The organism is Pukyongia salina, assembly GCF_002966125.1.
GTDB lineage: Bacteria > Bacteroidota > Bacteroidia > Flavobacteriales > Flavobacteriaceae > Pukyongia > Pukyongia salina.
The window spans coordinates 2,902,067-2,925,214 of sequence record NZ_CP027062.1 but is presented as its reverse complement, the minus strand read 5'-3'; the positions used below and the strand labels follow the sequence as shown (position 1 = coordinate 2,925,214).

The 23,148-nt window shown below is 41.9% G+C and carries 23 protein-coding genes; 14 read left to right on the top strand and 9 right to left on the bottom strand.

The window, feature by feature from the left end:
• The first annotated feature begins 12 nt into the window (after positions 1-12).
• Entirely contained in the window at positions 13-1,185 is a 1,173-nt protein-coding gene (locus C5O00_RS13150) for a proline dehydrogenase family protein (RefSeq protein ID WP_105217288.1), read from the top strand.
• Between the two features lie 202 nt (positions 1,186-1,387).
• Here C5O00_RS13150 and C5O00_RS13145 read toward each other — a convergent pair whose 3' ends face one another.
• Positions 1,388-2,350, bottom strand: coding sequence for a hypothetical protein (locus C5O00_RS13145; protein WP_212390053.1), 963 nt, complete (start codon positions 2,348-2,350; stop codon positions 1,388-1,390).
• 514 nt (positions 2,351-2,864) lie between these two features.
• Here C5O00_RS13145 and C5O00_RS13140 point away from each other — a divergent pair.
• The gene (locus C5O00_RS13140; protein ID WP_105217286.1) at positions 2,865-4,613 is read left to right on the top strand and encodes a helix-turn-helix domain-containing protein; all 1,749 of its coding nucleotides are present in this window, start codon (positions 2,865-2,867) and stop codon (positions 4,611-4,613) included.
• A 2-nt stretch (positions 4,614-4,615) separates the two neighbouring features.
• On the opposite strand, the gene C5O00_RS13135 is transcribed toward C5O00_RS13140, so the two are convergent.
• From C5O00_RS13135 to porX, 6 genes are all read right to left on the bottom strand, one after another.
• Positions 4,616-4,993 carry a DUF4258 domain-containing protein gene (locus C5O00_RS13135; RefSeq protein ID WP_105217285.1) on the bottom strand — a complete coding sequence of 126 codons (378 nt, stop codon included), beginning with the start codon at positions 4,991-4,993 and terminating at the stop codon, positions 4,616-4,618.
• Positions 4,993-6,192 (bottom strand): alanine dehydrogenase, encoded by a 1,200-nt coding sequence (locus C5O00_RS13130; RefSeq protein ID WP_105217284.1) that lies wholly within the window; start codon positions 6,190-6,192, stop codon positions 4,993-4,995. The genes C5O00_RS13135 and C5O00_RS13130 overlap by 1 nt, the downstream gene beginning before the upstream one ends.
• A gap of 61 nt (positions 6,193-6,253) precedes the next feature.
• The gene (locus C5O00_RS13125) at positions 6,254-6,691 is read right to left on the bottom strand and encodes a hypothetical protein (protein WP_244592995.1); all 438 of its coding nucleotides are present in this window, start codon (positions 6,689-6,691) and stop codon (positions 6,254-6,256) included.
• Positions 6,692-6,725: 34 nt separating this feature from the next.
• Entirely contained in the window at positions 6,726-6,866 is a 141-nt protein-coding gene (locus tag C5O00_RS14570) for a hypothetical protein (protein WP_168175929.1), read from the bottom strand.
• Positions 6,867-7,043: 177 nt separating this feature from the next.
• Positions 7,044-7,457, bottom strand: coding sequence for a tRNA (adenosine(37)-N6)-threonylcarbamoyltransferase complex ATPase subunit type 1 TsaE (tsaE, locus tag C5O00_RS13120; protein ID WP_105217283.1), 414 nt, complete (start codon positions 7,455-7,457; stop codon positions 7,044-7,046).
• 87 nt (positions 7,458-7,544) lie between these two features.
• Positions 7,545-9,095, bottom strand: a complete 1,551-nt coding sequence (gene porX, locus C5O00_RS13115; protein ID WP_105217282.1) for a T9SS response regulator signal transducer PorX — start codon at positions 9,093-9,095, stop codon at positions 7,545-7,547.
• Positions 9,096-9,213: 118 nt separating this feature from the next.
• Between porX and C5O00_RS13110 the strand changes: the two genes are divergently transcribed.
• The 11 genes from C5O00_RS13110 to C5O00_RS13060 all read left to right on the top strand — a co-directional run bounded on the left by C5O00_RS13110 (position 9,214) and on the right by C5O00_RS13060 (position 20,274).
• Positions 9,214-10,440, top strand: coding sequence for an HD domain-containing protein (locus C5O00_RS13110; RefSeq protein ID WP_105217281.1), 1,227 nt, complete (start codon positions 9,214-9,216; stop codon positions 10,438-10,440).
• A gap of 40 nt (positions 10,441-10,480) precedes the next feature.
• Entirely contained in the window at positions 10,481-11,506 is a 1,026-nt protein-coding gene (gene lpxD / locus C5O00_RS13105; RefSeq protein WP_105217280.1) for a UDP-3-O-(3-hydroxymyristoyl)glucosamine N-acyltransferase, read from the top strand.
• On the top strand, positions 11,499-12,905 hold the full coding sequence (locus tag C5O00_RS13100) for a bifunctional UDP-3-O-[3-hydroxymyristoyl] N-acetylglucosamine deacetylase/3-hydroxyacyl-ACP dehydratase (protein ID WP_105217279.1): 1,407 nt from the start codon (positions 11,499-11,501) through the stop codon (positions 12,903-12,905). The genes lpxD and C5O00_RS13100 overlap by 8 nt, the downstream gene beginning before the upstream one ends.
• Entirely contained in the window at positions 12,906-13,691 is a 786-nt protein-coding gene (gene lpxA, locus C5O00_RS13095; RefSeq protein WP_105217278.1) for an acyl-ACP--UDP-N-acetylglucosamine O-acyltransferase, read from the top strand.
• A gap of 15 nt (positions 13,692-13,706) precedes the next feature.
• On the top strand, positions 13,707-14,273 hold the full coding sequence (gene efp / locus C5O00_RS13090) for an elongation factor P (protein ID WP_105217277.1): 567 nt from the start codon (positions 13,707-13,709) through the stop codon (positions 14,271-14,273).
• Between the two features lie 5 nt (positions 14,274-14,278).
• The gene (locus C5O00_RS13085; RefSeq protein ID WP_105217276.1) at positions 14,279-15,217 is read left to right on the top strand and encodes a UDP-3-O-(3-hydroxymyristoyl)glucosamine N-acyltransferase; all 939 of its coding nucleotides are present in this window, start codon (positions 14,279-14,281) and stop codon (positions 15,215-15,217) included.
• Positions 15,214-15,627, top strand: a complete 414-nt coding sequence (locus tag C5O00_RS13080; RefSeq protein ID WP_105217275.1) for a nuclear transport factor 2 family protein — start codon at positions 15,214-15,216, stop codon at positions 15,625-15,627. Before C5O00_RS13085 ends, C5O00_RS13080 begins: the two co-directional genes overlap by 4 nt.
• Positions 15,628-15,697: 70 nt before the next feature.
• Positions 15,698-16,570 carry a succinate--CoA ligase subunit alpha gene (gene sucD, locus C5O00_RS13075; RefSeq protein ID WP_105217274.1) on the top strand — a complete coding sequence of 291 codons (873 nt, stop codon included), beginning with the start codon at positions 15,698-15,700 and terminating at the stop codon, positions 16,568-16,570.
• An 88-nt stretch (positions 16,571-16,658) separates the two neighbouring features.
• Positions 16,659-17,405 carry a 3-oxoacyl-[acyl-carrier-protein] reductase gene (fabG, locus tag C5O00_RS13070; RefSeq protein WP_105217273.1) on the top strand — a complete coding sequence of 249 codons (747 nt, stop codon included), beginning with the start codon at positions 16,659-16,661 and terminating at the stop codon, positions 17,403-17,405.
• Positions 17,406-17,409: 4 nt separating this feature from the next.
• On the top strand, positions 17,410-19,443 hold the full coding sequence (locus C5O00_RS13065) for a hypothetical protein (RefSeq protein ID WP_105217272.1): 2,034 nt from the start codon (positions 17,410-17,412) through the stop codon (positions 19,441-19,443).
• Positions 19,444-19,458: 15 nt separating this feature from the next.
• On the top strand, positions 19,459-20,274 hold the full coding sequence (locus tag C5O00_RS13060) for a prohibitin family protein (protein ID WP_105217271.1): 816 nt from the start codon (positions 19,459-19,461) through the stop codon (positions 20,272-20,274).
• A 71-nt stretch (positions 20,275-20,345) separates the two neighbouring features.
• Here C5O00_RS13060 and C5O00_RS14530 read toward each other — a convergent pair whose 3' ends face one another.
• Both C5O00_RS14530 and C5O00_RS13045 read right to left on the bottom strand, forming a co-directional pair.
• Positions 20,346-20,999, bottom strand: a complete 654-nt coding sequence (locus C5O00_RS14530) for a helix-hairpin-helix domain-containing protein (protein WP_158676866.1) — start codon at positions 20,997-20,999, stop codon at positions 20,346-20,348.
• Complete coding sequence (locus tag C5O00_RS13045) at positions 20,992-21,999, bottom strand: OmpA family protein (RefSeq protein WP_158676865.1); 1,008 nt, start codon at positions 21,997-21,999, stop codon at positions 20,992-20,994. The genes C5O00_RS14530 and C5O00_RS13045 overlap by 8 nt, the downstream gene beginning before the upstream one ends.
• Positions 22,000-22,289: 290 nt before the next feature.
• On the opposite strand from C5O00_RS13045, the gene hisG reads away from it, so the two are divergent.
• Positions 22,290-23,144 carry an ATP phosphoribosyltransferase gene (gene hisG, locus C5O00_RS13040; protein ID WP_105217268.1) on the top strand — a complete coding sequence of 285 codons (855 nt, stop codon included), beginning with the start codon at positions 22,290-22,292 and terminating at the stop codon, positions 23,142-23,144.
• Positions 23,145-23,148: the final 4 nt, after the last annotated feature.

Sequence of the window (23,148 nt, the reverse complement as noted above, 5' to 3'; positions counted from 1 at the left end):
TATTGAATAAACATGGTTTCAAAAAACTGCTTCGAAGATACCGAGACCGCCTTTAAGCTAAAGAGCGATTCTGAGTTGGAAAGGGCCTATTTCCTGTTTAAAATGATAGCAAACGAACCGCTGGTAAGGATTGGGACAGCGGCCACTCGTTTTGCCCTAAACCTGCACCTGCCGGTGGAGGGATTGATACGCTCTACGGTCTTCGATCATTTTTGCGGCGGGGTGAACGAAAGCGATTGTTTGCCCACCGTTGATAATCTGTACGCCGCCGGAGTGCACTCTGTGCTCGATTATTCTGTGGAGGGGAAGGAAGCAGATACGCAGTTCGACAAGACGAAGGAAAAGGTGATCGAGCTTACCTATTTTGCCCGTGACAAGGAGGCTATGCCGTTCTCTGTGTTCAAGCCTACCGGCCTGGGACGCTTTAAGATATGGCAGAAGGTTACAGCCGGGGAGGCCTTAAATGAGGCCGAGCAGGCCGAGTGGGAGCGGATCGCAGGGCGCTACGACGCTACTTGTAAGGTGGCATTTAACTGCAACGTGGTTTTACTTATCGATGCCGAAGAGAGCTGGATGCAGGATGCTGCCGATGCCCTGGCCGAGCAGATGATGGAAACCTACAACCGGGAAAAGCCTATTGTTTACGACACCCTGCAGTGCTACCGTCACGACCGGCTGGAATATTTAAAAGCGCGGCATAAGCGCGCGAAAGAGAATGGCTATAAACTGGGCTTTAAGGTGGTGCGCGGCGCGTATATGGAAAAGGAGAACGAAAGGGCAGAGGAGAAGGGCTATCCTTCCCCTATATGCAGCAGTAAGCAGGCAACCGACGAAAACTTTAATGCCGTAGTACGGTATATAATGGACCACCTGGAGGATATCCATTTGTTTGTGGGTAGCCACAATGAGCAAAGCAGTTACCTGGCCATGGAGATCATGGAGCAGAAAGGGCTGGCAAAGAACGACCCCAGGGTGTGGTTTGGGCAGCTTTACGGTATGAGCGACCATATTACCTACAACATGGCCGCCGAAGGCTATAATGTAGCCAAGTACATCCCTTTTGGGCCGGTAAAAGACGTGATGCCTTATTTAATACGAAGGGCCGAAGAGAACACCTCGGTTGCCGGGCAGACCAGCCGGGAGCTAACCTTGTTAAAGAAGGAAAAGGCCAGAAGGGGCATCTAAGGGAACTGTCAAATCACAATAGACAAATAACAAAAAATCTCAAATTTTAATTTTCAATATCAAATTGTGATTTGAATATTGGAGCTTGATCATTATTTGAGTTTTGAGTATTGGAGCTTGTAATTTATTTGAGATTTGGATATTGGAGTTTGTAATTTAATTGTGATTTGGGTATTGGAGCTTGTAATTTCCAATATGAAGCTCAATATTCCCCCACACCGTAGAGGAGTTGTTTCATTTTGCTGCCTGTGATCTCAACGGGCCTGTAGGTATGGTCGAATTTCTCGATGGTAAGATTTATGCTTTTTTTCAGGGTAATAAAATCTTGTGGAATTTTCTCGTTACATAAATCCTCGTTTTCATAACTATCCAGCATAATTGCAAATTTTTCGTAGAATTTACGGCTATCATTTATAAATGAATTATAAGTGCCAATAAAATGTAAAAGTCTATCAATGGAAAAGTCCAGATCTATTTGCATATTTGAGACTTCTAATTGCGAGAGCTCTGATGACCTGAGAAACTTTAGACGATTTATAAAGTTATCTAAATGCAAGTTTATTGTAAGCCAGTCATCTGAATCACGGCATTCATTTAATGAAGTTTTATATTTAATAGGGTTAGTGTAATCGGTGAATAGTTGTTCAAGATCAAGAATTAGATCTTTGTTGCCTTTTTTGAGATATACAGATTCAAAATAAACAGTATTAAGGTCATTATACATTTGTAAGGTAAAATCCATTACGCATTCAATTTCTTGTAACATATTGGTTTTATCCGATTTACGGATATCACTATTGCTAAACAATGAAATCATGGAATGAATAATAGAAGCATACATGTTCTCTCCTAGTATATTCCCTAAGTTAAATCCCTGCCTTTTATTCATACCGTATTCGAATTGTTGTTTCGCTATGGCAAATTCCTTAAAATTATTAGGGTTAGATATTTTATGCATATCATTGAGGGTATTCACTGTTGTGAAATGATGGTCTAATGCTAGAGACTTTTCATACAATATTTTAATAATCTCTATTCCCTTCGAGTATCTTACTTTGTCGATTTCGGCCGTCCGTAAAAATAATAACTGACTTATTGAATCTCTTAAGATAATGTGGCCTATAAAGGATTGAACATAAGTTTCTTTCTTATTCTGCTTATTCATGGACAAGCGTATCAACTTTAATTTTTCTTCCAGAATAAGTAATTTTTTACTGTAACTGTTTGTTATTTTCTGGATTTCATAATTAAGGTCGGAAAGACAATTATCAATCTCATTTATGTCCTTGGTATTGGCGGCTCCTTTTTGATTTAAGGAAAATATGCATAATAGGATCAGTAGAAGATATTTTAACATTTAATGAATGAGGTTGGAACGAATAAAAAAAAGCAACCTGAAGACCTGCAGTTCTAACTCCCCAGTTAATAATAACAAAATCATTCAGGTTGCAAATTGGATTTAAAACAGTTCAAATTTTAGTAGAAAAATCAACAGAAACAACTGCTCCCACTGTGCTTTCATGAAATTCAACCATTATTTCACGAAATCCGACTTGCCTCGTTTCCACTTAGAATTCATTTTATAGAGTTCAATGCACGTAACCTTTTGTAGAGTAAAACAGTAGATGAAAAAACGAAATATTGCTATAATTTTAGGTTAACCCCAAAGCAATTTTTCTATGAGAGATTCACTACTTAAATGCTTGCTTATATTTTACATGCTTATTAACCCTTATGTCGAAATTATTTCACAAAGCCTGGATCCGGAAATTCTTAATTCTAAAGAGTATGAAGACCTATTGAAAATGTTTAATGAATATTACGGCGATTCTATTAATCAGGAGCAAATCGCAAGATCCTACATCAAAAAAGCCAGGAAGGATGGTGATACTATTAAAATGGCCAGAGGTTATGATCGACTTTCTAGGATATTTCACTTTGAAAAAAGCATAAAGTTCGCCGATAGTGTGATTATTCTAACAAAAGGAACAAGACATAAAACTTATCCCGCACTTGGTTATATCCTTAAAGGATATTTATACGATCAGAACATGGATTTCATTAATTCCAATATAAACTACTTAAAAGCGTACAGAATAGCCAAGCGACATAAGAACCTACAGCAACAAGTTCATGTAATGCAACCATTAATAGCTAATAAAATAATTTGGGGGGATAAGCATGAAGCTATCAGATTACAACATGTTCGAGAAAAGATAGTTCGAAGTAAAGATTACATCCATCTTCTAAAAGAATTAACTAGGTCGAATGCGCAAATTGATTTAAATCAATTGTATATAAACGAGCTTTTAAGTTCTAATTCTAACTATGTTTTTTGTCACTTGAATCTTAAAAATTATGATTCCACACGATATTATCTAAAAAAGGGTGATAATCTTTTAAATGACTATAAAGGGGTAGACAGACAAGAATTTATTTATTGGTATATGGAAGTCGAATTGGAACTTTCATATTATATACATGAATTTGGGAGAGTTATTGAAATTGCAAAAATTTTATTGAAGAAGCAAGATCATATCGATCCATATTCCTTAATGAACATTAATTATCACACGGGTTTAGCTTTAAAGAAATTAGGATATAATAAGGAAGGATTGAAATATCTGGTAAACGCTGATTCATTGGTGGATTCAAACGATTTACAATTATTGCCTAAAGATAGAAATCTCTTCGTGGCTCTAAACGACCATTACCGAGCTGTTGGGGATGTAAAAAGTCAAATAAAATATTTAAGAAAACTAATTAAGACCGACAGTATAGCAAAAATTAATTTAAGGTATTTTGAACCGAGTATGATTAGAAACCTTGAAACACCCCAATTACTAAATGAAAAAGAACTCTTGATTTCGGCTCTGGAGAAAAAGAACAAAATTTCTTTTATTTTGAATATGGGTGTTGTGATACTATTAATTTTAAGTCTAATGTCCTTGATATATTACATGCTAAAAAGGAGAAAGGATAGAAAGTACTTTAATAAATTAATAGATAAAACTTCCAAAAGTAAGGGATATGAGAATAATAAATATGCATACGATATTTCCTCGGATGTTATAAATTCCATCTTAAAAAAGTTGGAGAATTTTGAGAAGGAACAAGAATATTTATCAACAGATATTTCACTGCAGACAATGGCAAAATTGTTTGACAGTAATGCAAATTATCTATCGCGTGTAATTAATTTAAAAATAGGCAAGAATTTCTCACAATATATAAACGACTTAAGGATAGACTATGCTGTGCGAAAAATATCAAACGATAAAAAATTTCGAAAATATACTATAAAGGCAATTGGCGAAGAATGTGGATATCGTAATGCCGAGTCGTTCTCCAAGGCATTTTACAGAAGAAATAAAATATACCCTTCCAATTACATCAATAAATTAAATAAAACAGATCCTATGTGGTAATCTTAGTTCGTATCGATTTTAAGTGAACTAATTTTAGCCTTATTCTCACAATTCTCCACAGAGAACTTGATAGGTTGCGCATTCACTTCCCCCCGTATCACATACACCTTACACGAATCTTTGGACGTATCGCTTTCACCAAAGAGCACTTCGCCATGTAGTAAGACGCTTTGGATAGCGGTGCTATCCAGGCTATGCTGGGTGAGCAGTTGCTGGGCCTCAGGGGAGATGGTTAATTTCTTGGACCGGATATTTTTGAGGGTGCGGGCATTGGGCCCGTAATCGCAGGAGGTCTTCTTGCCGCCTAAAAAGAACATAAGGATGATGATCCCAATTACAAATCCTCCGGAGTACCAGGCAACACGCTTTATAAGTTTCATTAAAATATAAGAAGGTTAATGTCGCTATAACCCATATCGAACCAGTCTGCTATAGCTTTATTCGTTAAAATACCGCGGTAAAAATACAAACCGTTCTTCAAACCCTGGTCATAACGGATGGCATTTTCCAGTCCGCCGGATTCGGCGATCTCCAGCAGGTAGGGGGTGAAGATATTGCTAATAGAGATGGATGCTGTTTTCGGGTATCGCGCCGGGATATTGGGTACGCCGTAATGGATCACATCGTACTTAATATGGGTGGGCTTATCGTGAGTGGTCATTTCGGTGGTTTCGAAACAGCCTCCCATATCCACACTCACATCGATGATCACCGCACCGCGTTTCATATTCTCCACCATGGTTTTGGTCACGATAATAGGGGAGCGGTTCTGGCCGCGCACGGCTCCTATGGCCACATCGCAGCGCCTCAAGGCTTTCAGGAGGTTCTTTGGTTGTATGGTCGAGGTATACAGGGTACGCCCCACATGGGTCTGCAACTTCCGAAGCTTGGTGATGGAGCTGTCGAACACCTTTACATTGGCCCCAAGTCCCAGGGCAGACCGCACGGCAAACTGTCCCACAGTCCCGGCGCCTATCACCACTACCTCTACGGGCGGGACACCGCTAATATTACCAAACAGCAGGCCGTTGCCTTTTTTGGCATTCACCATGAGTTCGGAAGCGATAAGGATGGCGGCCGTTCCCGCGATCTCACTAAGTGCCTTTACGGCGGGATAGCTGTGATCTTCGTCTTTTATGAATTCGAAGGCCAGGGCCGTGATCTTTTTCTTGGAAAGGGTATCGAAATAAGATTGCTGCCGGGTCTTTAACTGTAAGGCAGAGATGAGTACGGTCTTGGGTTTAATGAGTTCCAGCTCTTCCAGGGTAGGAGGTTCTACCTTCAGGATCATAGGGCAGCCAAATACTTTCTTGGTATCGTTGGTTAAGATGGCGCCGGCATCGTTGTATTCCTGGTCTGAGAATCCGGCCTCTTCGCCAGCTCCGTTCTCAATTAATACCTTGTGGCCGTTGGCAGTGATAGCTGTTACGGCATCGGGGGTAAGGCAGATGCGTTTCTCCTGAAAATACGTTTCTTTGGGAATCCCGATGAACAGTTCACCTTTTTGTCGGGCAATTTCCAGTTTTTCTTCCTGGGGAAGGAGTTGAGCCTTGGTGAAGGGTGACTTAGGTTTGGCCATGAGCAATCATTGGTTGATAGTCCTAAGTTACATAAATAAACTCGAATCTGAAATCTTGAAATTATTTAAAGAGGTCCTTTATTTGATCCCAGGTAGATTTTTTCTCCATGAGCTCGGCTTCGAAGGATTTGAGATCCTTTCCTCTTATTTTATTAAATAATTTTGCCCGGATAAGGTACACAGCAGGTACAACAACGAGCATTAAAGGAATAATGTAGTATATTTCCAGTTCATCGAGGCTATTACTTTCGTTGATCACTCCCCATAATTGAAAGGCATACATGGCAATAGGAACCAGAATGATCCAGTGCCACCAGTGTTTACAGGTGAAGAACCAAAGTAATAGAAGATAGAGTGGAATTGCCTTGCTTGTAAAATACCAGGCAAAAGAATACCAGTTCGGAAAACTGGTTTCTAAACGAAATAGGGAAGTTTCCCAGATTTGTGTTTCTGGGAAACTTTCATATGCATATAAAAGAAATGGAGTTATAGCAATCAATAAGACTACTATACCGCCAACAAATAGTCCTCTATTATCCGTTTTGGAGTGGAGGTAATTTTTTCGGGTTGATTTGCTGTTCGGTTTGTCCATCTTCGATGCTTTCCGGCGTACAAGAAACGAATAATCCGGCTCCAAAGAGTGCAACGATCAAAAGGTACTTTGTTAATTTCATAATACTAGTTTTTGTGAGGTTTATACTACAAACCTATCACGAAATAAAACAAGTATTTAAATTAAGTTCTCCGTATCTTTATTAGTTATGCTTTGGGCAAAAAAATGCACCTTAAAAATATTGCGATTTGGGGCAAACATTTAAAAGTACGGATACCTTGGATGTGTCGTCACTACTCTATTTCACTGGCTTTATGCTTAATGTTCGACTTCCGTTTTCGTTTTTGATTAGTTCAATTTTTGTGCTCTCTCCCGGAAGCAAATCTTCTACTTTTTCCGGCCATTCTACAAAATTCCAATGTCCGGAATATAAATAATCTTCTATACCAATATCGAGTGCTTCATCCAGACTTTCCAGCCTGTAAAAATCGTAATGATATAGTTTTTCGTTGTCTAAAAGGTGTTCGTTTACAATTGAGAAAGTTGGACTGCTAACTGAATCCACAACCCCGAGATTTTTTGCGATCTGCTTTATAAGTGTCGTCTTCCCGGTTCCCATTTCCCCATAGAACAAGAGGGTTTTACTGGATGATCCAGTTAAAACCTTCTCCGCCACTTCGGGCAGTTCTTGTAATGTATAGGTTAATTCCATATAAGCGGGTTGGCACAAATATATAATAAAAACTCGATTATTTGCTAAAAAACTCGATAATCTGTAATAATGAGGAAAACTCCTACGCTATTTGGGGTCCAGCACAGCGAAAGGAATAACCATTTCCTCCAGCGAGACACCTCCATGCTGGTAGGTGTTTCGATAGTAACTTACATAGTGATTGTAATTGTTGGGGTAGGCGAAGAAAAGATCTCCCTTGGCAAATATAAACGAGCTGCTCATGTGGATAGAGGGTAGCTTGATCCTCCCCGGATCCACAGCTGCCAGTACGTCTTTTTCTTCGTAGGTAAGGCTCTTACCGGTCTTGTACCGCAAATTTAAACTGGTGTTCTTGTCGCCTATCACCTTAGAGGGGTTCTTCACGTTGATGGTCCCGTGGTCTGTGGTGATGATAAGTTTGAAGCCCAGTTGCGCGGCTTGCTGGATGATGTTCATCAAGGGTGAATTTTTAAACCAGCTTTGGGTTAACGATCTATACGACTTATCGTTAGACGCTAATTCCTTGATCACTTCCATTTCGGTTTTAGAATGCGACAGCATATCCACGAAGTTATAGACGATCACGGTGAGGTCTTCATCCTTATGACTCTTGAAATTCTCCTCCAGGCGTTTTCCTTGTTTTAAGGAAGATATCTTGTGGTAGCTCCAGTTGAGGTCTAAACCAAGCCTCCTTAACTGCGCTTCCAGAAATTCTTTTTCGTACATGTTCTTGCCGCCTTCGTCTGTATCGTTAAGCCAGTACTTGGGGAATTGCTTCTCCATGTCACTTGGCATAAGGCCCGAAAAGATGGCATTACGCGCATATTGAGTGGCGGTGGGTAGTATGCTGTAGAATAATTCTTCCTGTTCTTTCTTATACACATTGGTTAAAAACGGCTCGAAGGCCTTCCATTGATCGAAACGCAGATTATCGATCACGACCAGTAGTGTTGGCTTACCTTGCTTTAGCTGTGGCTGTACCTTTTCTTTAAATAAGGTGTGAGACATAATAGGTGCATCGTCTGCACCATTGAACCAGTTGGGGTAGTTTTTATCGATAAACTTACAGAACTGGTTGTTCGCTTCTATCTTCTGCGATTCCAGGATCTCGAACATTCCGCTGTCTTCAATATCTTCCAATTGCAGTTCCCAGTAAACTAGTTTCTGATACAACTCTGCCCATCCCTGGTAGCTATTGATCATAGACATATCCATAGCGATCTTCCGGAATTCCTGCTGGTAGCTCGAGGTTGTCTTTTCGGAGATAAGCCGTGAGTGGTCGAGGTTCTTCTTCAGGCTGAGCAAGATCTGGTTTGGGTTCACCGGTTTAATAAGGTAGTCTGCGATCTTAGACCCAATTGCTTCCTCCATGATATATTCTTCCTCACTTTTGGTGATCATTACCACGGGCAGTGAAGCCTGTCGTTCCTTGATCTCTGCGAGGGTCTCCAGGCCTGTGAGTCCGGGCATGTTCTCGTCCAGGAAAACGATATCGAAATTGTCCTTTTTAATTTCCTCCAGGGCCTCGGTACCACTTTGAGCTGTGGTGACCACGTAATTTTTACCTTCAAGGAATAGTATGTGAGGTTTTAGCAGGTCGATCTCATCATCAACCCAAAGAACTTTTATGTCGCTCATATATGTATATTTGTTTATGTATTTAGAATGACCGTGACGCCACGTCTGTAAGGAGAATCAAATTTAATTCCGAAGTCGATCAAAATCACGGCTGGCCCTATTAATTAAAAGTTAAAGTTTGAAGCAGAAACCCAAACTCACCATAGTAAACGACCCTATCTACGGTTTTATTACCATCCCGGGACCGCTTATTTATAAATTGATCGAACACCGATATTTTCAGAGACTGCGAAGAATAAGTCAGATGGGAATGTCGTACCTCGTATATCCCGGTGCCCACCACACCAGATTTCATCACGCCCTTGGCGCGCTGCATCTTATGACGCGGGCTGTGACCATCCTAAAAAAGAAAGGCATCGAGATCTCGAACGAAGAGGAAGAGGCCTTGTGTGTGGCTATCCTATTGCACGACATTGGCCATGGGCCGTTCTCTCACGCCATGGAACACAGCATAGCCGAAGATGTTACCCATGAGCAGATCTCACTGTATTTCATGGAGGTTTTGAACAAAGAATTCGGCGGACAGTTATCCATGGCTATTTCCATATTTAAGAACGAATATCCAAGAAAATTCTTTCATCAGTTAATTTCGAGTCAGTTGGATATGGACCGTATGGATTATCTAAAGCGGGATAGTTTCTATACGGGAGTTGCCGAAGGAACCATTAGTTCAGACAGGCTTATTGCCATGCTGCATGTGCAGGATGACCAGTTAGTGGTAGAGGAGAAAGGTATCTATTCTGTTGAAAAATTTATTGTAGCCCGCAGGTTGATGTACTGGCAGGTCTATCTGCATAAAACCGGAATCGTGGCCGAGCAGTTACTGGTAAATCTGCTAAAGAGGGCAAAAGAGCTTACACAGAAGGGGGTAAAATTACCGGCTAGTGATGCACTTTCTTTTTTTCTGAAACGGGACGGGGAAACCCTAATATTCAATGAGGACACCCTGGAGCTTTTCGCAAGGCTGGACGATTACGATATTATTTCGGCTATGAAGATGTGGCAGCAGAATGACGATTTTGTACTTCGGAATATTTCGGAGATGTTATTAAATAGGGAACTCCTGAAGATCAAACTTCAGAATAAACCCTTTTCAGAAGAAAAAGTTCAGCAAAGAATAAAAGAGGTTCGGCAGAAACATAATATTTCACAACGGGAAGCAACCTATTTCGTATTTACGGGTCATATTAGTAATCAGGCTTACAGCATGGAGAAGGACACTATAAATTTACTTACCCGTAGCGGGAAGGTGATAGATGTAGCTAAAGCCAGTGATCAGCTTAATCTGAAAGCACTTTCAGAAAAGGTGGTAAAATATTATCTGTGCTACCCCAAGTCTGATTAATGAACCTTTTTTTCTATTTTTGCAACACTGAAATCTAAACATGAAATTTACAGCCACCCAGATTGCGGGGATACTTAACGGGGAAGTAGAAGGCAATGCAGATGTTGAAGTATCTAAATTAGCGAAGATCGAGGAGGGATCGGAAGGAAGTTTAACCTTTCTGGCCAACCCGAAGTACACCCAGTTTATTTATACCACCGAGGCTTCGGTGACTATAGTTGATAAGGATTTTGTGGCTGAAAACGATATCTCCACTACCTTGATCCGTGTAGAAGATGCCTACAAGGCGTTTTCCCAGCTCCTGGAATATTACAACCAGGTAAAGATGAACAAATCGGGGATCGAACAACCGGTCTTTATTTCCGAAAGCTCACAAATGGGTGATAACCTGTACCTGGGCGCCTTTTCCTATATAGGAGAGAAAGTGCGAATTGGCGATAACGTAAAGATCTATCCTAATGTCTACATTGGTGATAATGTGGAAATAGGTGATAATGTAGTTGTTTTTGCCGGCGCGAAGATCTATTCCGAATCTGTGATTGGCAATAATTGCGTGATTCACAGCGGGGCGATCGTGGGTGCCGACGGTTTTGGCTTTACGCCCAACGAACAGGGAGAATACTCTAAAGTTCCTCAAACGGGGAATGTGATCATAGAAGACAATGTAGACGTAGGCGCCGGTACCACTATAGACAGGGCCACCTTGGGCTCTACTGTGATACGGAAAGGGGTGAAACTGGACAACCAGATCCAGATCGCTCATAATGTAGAAATAGGGGAGAATACCGTGATCGCTGCTCAAACAGGAATAGCCGGATCTACCAAAATTGGAAAGAATTGCATGATAGGCGGCCAGGTAGGTATAGTGGGCCACCTTGTAATAGGAAACAATGTACGTATCCAGGCCCAGAGTGGTATTGGGCGCAATGTTAAGGACGATGAAGTGCTACAGGGATCGCCTGCCTTGAAATACGGCGATTACAACAAAAGTTATGTACATTTTAAAAACCTGCCAAAAATAATAGAGCGATTTAATACATTTGAAAAAAACCAGAACAATGAATAAATGTATGGTAAAACAGCGTACTATAGGTAAGGAGATTTCACTTACCGGCGTGGGATTACATACCGGAAAAGAGGTTACCATTACATTTAAACCTGCTCCCGAGAATTATGGTTATGCCTTTGTGCGTGTAGATCTGGAAGGCCATCCGGTGATCGAGGCAGATGCCAACTATGTGGTCAATACGCAGCGGGGAACCAATCTTGAGAAGCTGGGGGTGAAGATCCAGACTTCCGAACATGTATTGGCAGCCCTTGTGGGGATGGAGGTAGATAATTGTATGATCGAATTAAATGCTTCTGAACCTCCTATTATGGACGGCTCTTCAAAATTTTTCGTGGAGGCCATCGAAAAGGCGGGTATAGTTGAGCAGGAGGCACCCAGGGAAGAGTATATCATCAAAGAAGTTATCTCCTACACCGATGAGGAATCTGGGAGTGAGATAACCATTATCCCATCCGATGAATACCAGGTGACTACTATGGTCGATTTTGGGACAAAAGTTCTGGGAACTCAGAATGCTTCCTTAAAGCGCCTATCCGATTTTAAAGATGAAATCTCCGATGCGCGTACCTTTAGTTTTCTACACGAAATAGAGATGTTGCTGGAACACGGCCTGATAAAAGGTGGTGATCTTAACAACGCCATAGTGTATGTAGACAAGGAATTGTCTCCCAGCACTATGGAAAAGCTGCGTGAGGCCTTTAAAAAGGATAAGATATCTGTAAAACCCAACGGAATCCTCGATAACCTAACCCTGCATTATCCCAATGAAGCTGCCCGGCATAAACTCCTGGACGTAGTGGGAGACCTTGCGCTTATAGGGACGCGGGTAAGAGGAAAAGTGATCGCTAATAAGCCCGGACATTATATAAATACTCAGTTTGCGAAGAAACTTTCTAAAATGATCAAACTGGAGAACCGTAATAAGGTTCCGCAATTCGATGTTAACCAGCCTCCCGTAAAGGATGTGAACCAAATTATGGATATGCTACCACACAGGCCGCCATTTCTCTTGGTGGATAAGATCCTGGAGCTATCCGATTCGCATGTGGTTGGCCTAAAGAACGTGACCATGAACGAACCATTTTTTGTGGGGCACTTCCCGGGAGCACCCGTGATGCCAGGCGTTCTTATTGTAGAGGCAATGGCCCAGACCGGAGGGATACTCGCGTTGAGCACCGTGCCGGATCCCGAGAATTACCTCACTTACTTTATGAAGATCAACAATGTGAAATTTAAACAACAGGTAAATCCGGGGGATACGTTATTTTTCGATCTGAAGCTTATTTCTCCTATTCGCAGAGGGATCGTACACATGAATGGAAAAGCCTATGCCAATAATAAGTTGGTTACAGAAGCCGAATTAATGGCGCAGATCGTAAAAACTAAAAATATTTAAATGAATCAACCTTTAGCATATGTGCATCCCGGTGCGAAAATTGCCAAAAATGTGGTGATCGAGCCCTTTACCACCATCCACAGCAACGTGGTGATTGGTGAAGGAACCTGGATAGGGTCTAATGTCACCATAATGGAAGGCGCCCGAATAGGAAAGAACTGCAATATTTTCCCGGGTGCTGTGATCTCTGCCATTCCGCAGGATCTAAAGTTCAACGATGAAGATACCACTGCCGAAATTGGAGATGGTACCACCATCAGGGAATATGTTACCATAAACAGGGGTACTATAGATCGCGGTAAAACGGTAATTGGTAAGAATTGCTGGATCATGGCCTACTGCCATATCGCACACGATTGTATTGTGGGAGACAACTGTATCTTTTCAAACAACAGCACTCTGGCAGGCCACATTACGGTGGGAGACTACGTTGTGTTAGCCGGAATGACAGCCGTTCACCAGTTCTGTATGATTGGGAACCACGCCTTCGTTACAGGAGGATCCCTGGTAAGGAAAGATGTCCCGCCTTATGTGAAGGGAGCCCGTGAGCCTTTGTCTTATGTGGGGATCAACTCCATCGGACTAAGACGTAGAGGATTCAGCCCGGAAAAGATCAGGGAAATACAGAATATCTATCGCATCCTCTATCAGAAAAATTACAATACTACCCAGGCTTCAGAGATCATTGAAGCCGAAATGGAAGCTACTCCCGAACGGGATGAGATCCTTCAATTCATAAAGAACTCGAAGCGTGGAATCATGAAAGGCTACTTCAGTTCAAATTAATTCAGAAATAATACAATGGCAACTACTTCAGATATTAGAAAAGGATTGTGTATAAAGTACAATCACGACATTTATAAGATTATAGAGTTTCTCCACGTAAAACCAGGTAAAGGCCCGGCATTCGTACGTACCAAATTAAAAAGTGTTACCACCGGGAAGGTGATAGACAATACTTTTTCGGCAGGGCATAAGATAGAAGACGTTAGGGTGGAGACTCATAAATTTCAGTATTTGTATAATGAAGGGGATACCTTTCACTTTATGAATACTGAAGATTACACACAAATTCAACTTCAGAAAGATGCTTTAGACACCCCGGACCTGATGAAAGAAGGCGAAGTGGTGACTGTGATCATAAACACAGAGGACAACATGCCCTTGTCTGTTGAAATGCCTGCTCATGTGATCCTGGAAGTAACAGCCACAGAGCCGGGAGTAAAAGGAAATACCGCTACTAATGCAACTAAACCGGCAACTGTGGAGACCGGTGCACAAATTAACGTACCTTTATTCATCAACGAAGGAGATAAGATCAAGATCGATACAGATAAAGGTCAATACCAGGAACGAATCAAGGAATAGCTCGTATGAAATTCGGCACGCAACAAAAATTGGAAGATATTGCACAGATCTTAGACTGTGAATATGTTGGTGATGCCAACTTTCCTGTGCTGGGGATGAACGAGATACATGTAGTTCAGCCCGGAGATATTGTTTTTGTCGATCACCCGAAATATTACGATAAGGCCTTAAGATCCCTGGCTACAGTGATCCTTATCAATAAAAAGGTGGATTGCCCTAAGGGGAAGGCTCTCTTGATCTCGGATGATCCGTTTCGCGATTTTAATAAACTTACCAATCATTTCAACCCCTTCGAGCCTGCAAGGGCGGCTATAGCCGAAAATGCAGTAATTGGCAGGCATACCATCATCCAGCCTAATGTATTTATTGGCAACAATGTACAGATAGGTAACGATTGTTTGATCCATTCTAACGTGTGCATCTATGATAATACGGTGATTGGCAATAATGTAACAATACATTCGGGAACCGTATTGGGGGCCGATGCTTTTTACTATAAGAACAGGCCCGAAAATTACGACCGCCTGATTAGCGGGGGTAATGTGATCATAAAGGATAATGTAGACATAGGAGCCTTATGTACCATAGACAGGGGCGTATCTGCCTCCACGATCATTGGGGAAGGAACCAAACTGGACAATCAAGTACATGTAGGGCATGATTCGGTGATTGGCCGTCGTTGCCTTATTGCTTCCCAGGTAGGGATTGCAGGTTGTGTGCTTATTGAGGATATGGTTACCATCTGGGGACAGGTAGGTATTACCAGCGGAATAACGATTGGTGAAAAAGCCGTAATTTCTGCACAAAGCGGTGTGAGTAAATCGTTACCCGGCCATAAGTCGTATTTTGGAACACCGGCTGATGAATTCAGAAAAAAATATAAAGAGATTGCATCCATCAGGCTAATTCCGGATATAATCGATAAACTTGATAAAATACAATGAGTAAGAATGCCAAAGAGATCGTAAGGAGTTTTTATCAATCGGACATCCTTAAAGACGATACGGTACTTGAAAAATTCATGCATAAGGATATGGTCCTCATCTGGAACAGTGCCGATGGATTGAGCATCATGCATTACGATGATCTTGTAGAATTCTTTGCCGAAGTAAGGCGCTCTTATCACGATCTTAGGATAGAGGTTAGTCATTTACTCCAGGACGACAAACATATTACCATCCGGTATAAATATTACATCCGTACCATAGAGAACCCCGATGAAGAGCTGGGAATCGCTCATTTTATCGCTATTTGGGAGATTAAGGACGATCAGTTATATAGGGGTTACCAGGTAAGTCAGCCGGTTACAGACAAGGACGACACCCACGAATCTTACCATCGAGTTAAGGTTTAAAATTCTTTTATAACCCACTTCAAAGGGATATATTTGCACCCAAATTATTCATATAAATTTTTAAACTTCCATGAGTGTTTTAGTTAATAAGGATTCGAAGATAATTGTACAGGGATTTACCGGTAGCGAAGGAACGTTTCACGCCGAGCAGATGATCGAGTATGGAACCAATGTAGTAGGCGGGGTAACACCCGGAAAAGGAGGGCAAACCCATCTGGATAAGCCGGTTTTCAACACGGTTGAAGAAGCGGTTAAGAAAACAGCTGCTAATGTCTCCATCATCTTCGTCCCTCCGGCATTTGCTGCCGACGCTATCATGGAAGCTGCCGATGCAGGGATCGATGTTATTATAACCATTACCGAAGGTATTCCGGTTGCCGATATGATCAAGGCTGCCGATTACCTCAAGGACAGGGATTGCAGGCTTGTAGGTCCAAACTGTCCTGGTGTTATCACACCCGATGAAGCGAAAGTAGGGATCATGCCTGGTTTTGTTTTTAAGAAGGGAAGAGTGGGTATTGTATCTAAGTCGGGAACCCTAACTTACGAAGCGGCAGACCAGGTTGTTAAACAAGGACTGGGCATCACTACCGCTATTGGAATTGGTGGTGACCCGATAATTGGCACCACAACCAAAGAAGCTGTAGAATTACTTATTAATGACGAAGAGACCGAAGCGGTTGTAATGATCGGGGAGATTGGCGGACAACTGGAAGCAGACGCGGCCAACTGGTATAAGGAATCTGGCAGCACTAAACCTATCATTGGTTTTATAGCCGGTGAGACAGCACCTGCGGGCCGTACGATGGGGCATGCCGGCGCCATAGTAGGAGGTAGTGACGACACTGCTCAAGCCAAGAAGAAGATCATGAGAGCCTGCGGAATTCACGTGGTGGACTCACCTGCCGAAATTGGTAAAAGAGTTGCCGAGGTATTAAAATAATATACAAATGGTATTATAAGCAAAGTCCTGTTAGTTTTAGCAGGGCTTTTTTTATATTTGGAATAAATCAGTCTGAAACAAAAAACCAATGAAATTACTAGAAGGAAAGACCGCGATCATTACCGGAGGTTCCCGTGGGATCGGGAAAGGGATCGTTGAAACATTTGCAAAACACGGTGCCAATGTTGCATTTACTTATAATTCGTCCCAGGAGGCCGCAGAGGCTTTGGCCGAGGAGGTGTCTAAAGAAGGGGTGAAGGCAAAAGCATACAAAAGCAACGCAGCAAGTTTTGAAGAATCTCAGGAATTGGCTGCAGCCGTACTTGAAGAGTTCGGGAGTATCGATATACTGGTTAACAATGCCGGGATCACCAAAGACAACCTGCTCATGCGTATTTCGGAAGAAGATTTTGATACAGTGATCGAGGTAAACCTCAAATCTGTGTTTAATATGACCAAAGCCGTACAGCGAGCCATGTTGAAGCAAAGAAAAGGATCCATTATCAATATGAGCTCCGTGGTGGGAGTGAAGGGAAATGCCGGGCAAACCAATTATGCAGCGTCTAAGGCAGGTATCCTTGGTTTTACCAAATCGGTCGCGCTGGAACTAGGGTCACGAGACATCCGCTGTAATGCAATTGCCCCCGGATTCATAGAAACAGAAATGACAGGGAAGCTGGACGAGGCAGTGGTACAGGGTTGGCGTGAGGCCATACCTCTCAAGCGCGGTGGAAGCCCGGAGGATATAGCGAATGCATGCGTTTTCCTGGGAAGTGATCTATCGGCTTATATAACAGGTCAGGTGCTTAATGTGGATGGAGGAATGCTGACCTAACATAATGACTGCAGAAACCATACTCTATATTATCATTGCCGCCGTAATTTCCTTTGCGGTGGCTGTTTTTATGTATGGTTATAAAGCAAAACAATCGGGGAAGCAAAGATGGCTTTTCGGGATCTTACGTTTCCTTAGCCTTTTTGCGTTACTGGTCCTAATTATCAATCCGAAGTTTAAAAGTGAGACCTACAGTGTTGTTAAACCAAAACTTCCGGTATTGATAGATAACACATCATCTGTTAGTGAGTTAGAACAGGAAGACAACCTCAATAGTACCCTGGCATTCCTTAGGTCGAATAAGGATATCAATGATAAATTCGATATTGCGTATTATACCTTCGGAAGTGGATTAAACAATAACGACTCACTTAGCTTTTCAGAAAAGAATACCAATATTCACAGCGTGTTATCATCGTTAAATTCGGTGTATAAAAATGATATCGCCCCAACGGTGATCATCACAGATGGGAATCAAACCCTTGGTACCGACTACGAATTTGGTGCGGCGGGTTATAAAAATCCGGTCTATCCGGTGATCCTGGGAGACTCTACAAGATATACCGATCTGAAGATCGAGCAATTGAATACAAACCGCTATGCCTTCCTAAAGAATAAATTCCCAGTGGAGGCGATCTTGGTATATAATGGAAGCAGTTCGGTGAATTCGCAATTTGTGATCACCCAGGGTGGAAGTACGGTGTATAGGGAGAATGTTGCCTTTTCAGAGCTTAACAACACCCACACACTTTCGTTTACGCTACCTGCCAGTAGTGTAGGCCTTCAGCGTTATAATGCGCAGCTTATACCGTTACAGGAGGAGAAGAACAAGACGAATAATGTTAAACGCTTTGCCGTTGAGGTGATAGATCAGGCCACCAATGTGCTGGTGGTTAGTAAGTTGGTGCATCCGGATCTCGGGGCCTTACGCAAATCGATCACCACGAACGAACAGCGAACGGTTACCTTTAAAAAACCTTCAGAAGCCATATCTATACTAAACGACCATCAGTTGGTGATACTGTACCAGCCGGACGGAACGTTCGCCTCTCTCTATGGGGAGATCGCAAAATTGAAAAAGAACACCTTTACTATTACGGGCACACAGACCGATTGGGATTTTCTAAATGGTATTCAACAGAATTTTATAAAAGAAGCGAGTTTTCAAACCGAACAGGCCACGGGTATCCTAAATATGAACTACGGTACTTTTGCGGTTGAAGATATAGGTTTTGAAGACTTCCCGCCTTTGCTTACAAGCTTCGGAACCCTGGAAGTGAATATTCCGCATGAAAATTTACTGGACCAGGCTATCGACGGTATATCCAGCGGGAGTTCGATGCTGGCTACCATGGAGCTCAATGGGGTACGCGACGCTATTTGGGATGGTGAGGATATTTGGAAATGGCGTGCACAAACGTATGTTGAAACCGGAAGTTTCAGGGCTTTTGATGACTTTATTGGTAAAATGGTGCAATACCTGGCATCAACACAGCGGCGCAGCAGGCTGGAAGTTACCGGAGAGACCTTTTACTACAATAATAACCCCATAAAAATATCGGCCCAGTATTTCGATAGTAATTATGTGTTCGATCCCCGGGCTTCGGTGTCGATATCGGTAACCAATATCGAAACGAACGAGCAACGAACCTTCCCTATGCTTTTAAAGAATAATTTCTATGAGGTGGACCTGAACAGCCTGAGCGCGGGAGATTATCGGTATACGGTTAGTGTACGGGATGAAGCAGTATCCCGTAGTGGTAACTTCAGCATCCTCGAATTCAATGTTGAGCAGCAGTTCCTTAATGCCGACGTAACGAAATTGCAGAGACTGGCGACTAATACAGGTGGAATGGCTTATTTTTCAACCGAAAACGAACAACTTGCAGAATCTTTACTAAACGACGACCGATTCCAGGCTGTACAAAAAAGCGATCAAAAAATCGTACCTTTAATCGATTGGAAATACCTCCTGGGACTTATCGTACTTCTCTTAAGTCTGGAATGGTTTATCAGAAAATATAACGGACTCATATAACTAAAAAAATCAGCAATGGACAAATTACCTAAAATCGGGATTCCCGTAATCATTATAGTGATCATACTTATTATCGCATTCGCTAAATCTGCCGTAACAATTGGCTCGGGTGAGGCAGGAGTACTTTATCGAACCTTTGGAGGCGGTGTGGTAACAGACGAACCGCCCTTAGGAGAAGGGTTTCATTTAATAGCTCCCTGGAACGATGTGATCGTTTACGAGGTAAGGCAGCAGGAATTGTTTGAGAAGATGAAGGTGCTTTCATCTAACGGACTCGAAATCCAGATCGATGCTTCGGCCTGGTATGAACCGGTTTATAACGACTTAGGCAATCTTCACCAATCCCTGGGTGAGAATTATTTGCAGAGAGTAATTCAACCTGCAATTAGATCGGCTGCTCGAAGTGTTGTGGGGCGTTATACTCCGGAACAGTTGTATTCCAGCAAGCGGGACGCTATACAGGATGAGATCTATACAGAAACCAAGAAGATCCTGGAGGAACAATATGTTCAGTTGAATGAAGTGTTGGTTCGTGACGTAACTCTACCTAATACTATTAAAGATGCTATCGAAAGAAAACTAAAGCAAGAGCAGGAATCTCTTGAATATGAATTCCGTCTTGTAACGGCAGCTAAAGAAGCCGAGAAGGTGATCATTGAAGCACAGGGTAAAGCAGATGCAAACAGAATCCTTAGCGCCTCGCTTACAGACAAGATCCTACAAGATAAAGGAATTGAAGCTACTATTAAATTAGCCGAATCGCCAAATAGTAAGGTGATCGTGATAGGTTCAGGGGAGAAGGGGTTGCCAATAATCTTAGGGAATCAATAGTAGAAATAGCATATAAAAAGAAACCGCTTCGATTAGGAGCGGTTTTTTTATTTCTGAAATTGAATTAGCTGTTATTTTACTTTGCTTAGGGCTTTTGCCTGCCCAACCCAGTTATCGCGATCAATTCTCCCGGGAAAGAAGTCTATTAGTTCGGTGATGATCCTGATATCGGAGTCTTTAAGTTTACTTATTTGAGAGTAGTTACAAATCCCTATCTCATTTAGTTTTTGCTCGATATAAGGGCCAATACCCATGATCTGTGTAAGGTCGTCCTTTTGGTCGTGATCTGCATAGCCGAAACTATCGAAATCCAACTCGGGTTTATCCATGGAATAACTTACATAGGTTGTTCTGGCTTTTTTAGCTATGGATTCGGGAGGGGCAAGCTGTTCGAAACTCTGCAGTTCTTCCAGTTCTTCTTCTTCCAATTCTTCTTCTTCTTCTTCTTCCTCTTCATCAAGGATGTCCTGTTCCTTACGTGCTTGTTTCATCACCTCCAGGATACGAGGTTTGATCTCGGAAAATATAGTGTCTATGTCGGTTTCTTTCTTTTCGGGAGCTTTAAGAGCATTCACCTCTTTTTTAAGTCGGTTTATGATCTTCCTGTATTTATTGCGCTGAAACCACGAAGCAGCAAAATATCCGATAAGGAATGTACTGAGCATAAGAATAAAGATGCCGGCGAAATCTGGTAGTTCCTGTATAAATTCGGATATGCTATTCATCTGTGTCTAAATAAAATATAACCTCCAACCTTCGGTTCAAGTTACGACCTTTTTCTGTACCATTCCCTGCGATCGCTTCCGATTCTCCCTTAGAAACAGCCCTTATCTTATTGCGGTCTATTCCTGCCTTATTAACAAGGAACCAGCGGAGTTGCCTGGCGTATTCCAGACCTTTAACATAGTTGTCGATTGCGTTACCCACATTATCTGTATGGCCCACAACCTCTATTTCTATATTAGGGTTTTCATCAATGATGGCCTTCACTTCCTGCCTTAATTGTTCGAGAGCTTGGTTCACCATAATGCCTTGCGATGAGAATTCGGGATAGACAACTCTGGATTCGGGAATAGAATTTTTAACGGCCTTGATACGTTCGGTATTGAGGGGTTTAAAATTGAATGTGAAACTGTGTTTAAAAGTATTATCGATGGCAAACTCGATTTCAGTAATAAAGGGTTTGATCACTATTTTTTCTGAAGGAATACCGGTTTCGATCAGGATCTGTTTTATTACCTGAGCACGTTTAATACCGAGATTGGGAGATTGAATGTTCTCACTAGGACTGTATTGTGAAGTGATGTGTAATTCGGTGTCCGGGTGTTCAAGTATATAAGTATTGAGCTTATATTTGAAATCGACGATAGCCGGCGGGATACTAACTCTGTCCGAATTCTTGGTAATTACGAACCCTTCCGGATAAAGAAAAACGATATCGCCGGTTTCACTCACAGCGCGTAGCCCTTTTGCAGGGGTGCTGATAAACTCTTCTTTGTAAGCATCTCCTATAGCGGTACTATCGGTATCTAATGGAATTGTGGTATCGCTTATCTCGGTAGGGGTGTCCACCTTGGTCATGGTAGCCGAATCTTCTTTTTCGGTGATAGCCACTTCGGTGGTGTCCTGAGTGTTTTTGTTTTCCGGTTGTAACCAGGAATATAGCCACAACCCGAAAAAAGACCATACAAGGAACACTAAAAAAGCGATTAAAAAATTCTTCATTTTTCTTTTAAGGACTGTAAAATAAGGCGTTAGCGGCTGGGGGCCCGGTTCCATTCAAAGCTATAAAATTATTGCTACATATTTTTCAATTATTTGATATGTTTTTCACAGAGTAGTAAACAAATTTTTGTAATATTGTAAAGTAATGAATTATCAACAACAACATCATCACCATATTATTTTCCACGCTCACGCGAGGTGATATGGTATTGCGTTGTATTCAATATATATACTAACCCGTTTGAGCTTTCTCAAACGGGTTTTTTCATTTTATAAAAATGCTAACTGCTATGAAACTAAAAATTGCCATTCAAAAATCGGGTCGCCTGCATGACGAATCCCTGAAATTGCTCAAAGATTGTGGAATCTCCATAGATAATGGCAGAGACCAATTGAAAGCATCGGCCAAAAATTTCCCATTGGAGATCTATTATCTCCGCAATGGGGATATTCCTCAATACCTCAAAGATGGGGTAGTTGATTGTGCTATAATAGGTGAAAACCTTCTCATTGAGAAGGGGGAGGATATACGAATTCTTGAAAAACTCGGTTTTTCGAAATGCCGGGTCTCACTTGCCGTTTCCAAGATTTTCGAATATGACACTATCATGGACCTGGCCGGGAAGCGAATTGCTACTTCATACCCCGTAACAACAGCCAAATATTTAAAGGAAAAGGGAATCGAAGCCGAACTACACATCATTAACGGAAGTGTGGAAATTGCTCCCAATATTGGGCTTGCAGACGCTATTTGTGACATAGTAAGTAGTGGTAGTACCTTATTTAAGAATAATTTGAAAGAAGTGGAAGTGATCATGAAAAGTGAGGCTGTACTTGCTGCATCACCAAAACTACCCGATTCGCTTTCAGAGGTCCTGAGGAACTTTAGATTCAGGATACAGTCTGTTTTAAAAGGACGAGATTACCGCTATGTTTTACTCAATGCTCCCAATGACAAATTGCAGGAGATAATCAGGATACTGCCGGGAATGAAGAGTCCAACCGTGTTGCCCCTGGCAGAAGAAGGTTGGAGTAGTATTCACTCCGTGGTGAAGCAAGATGCGTTCTGGGAAGTAATAGATAACTTAAAGATGGCAGGAGCTGAAGGAATCCTGGTTTGTCCCATCGAGAAAATGGTTTTATAAGTAA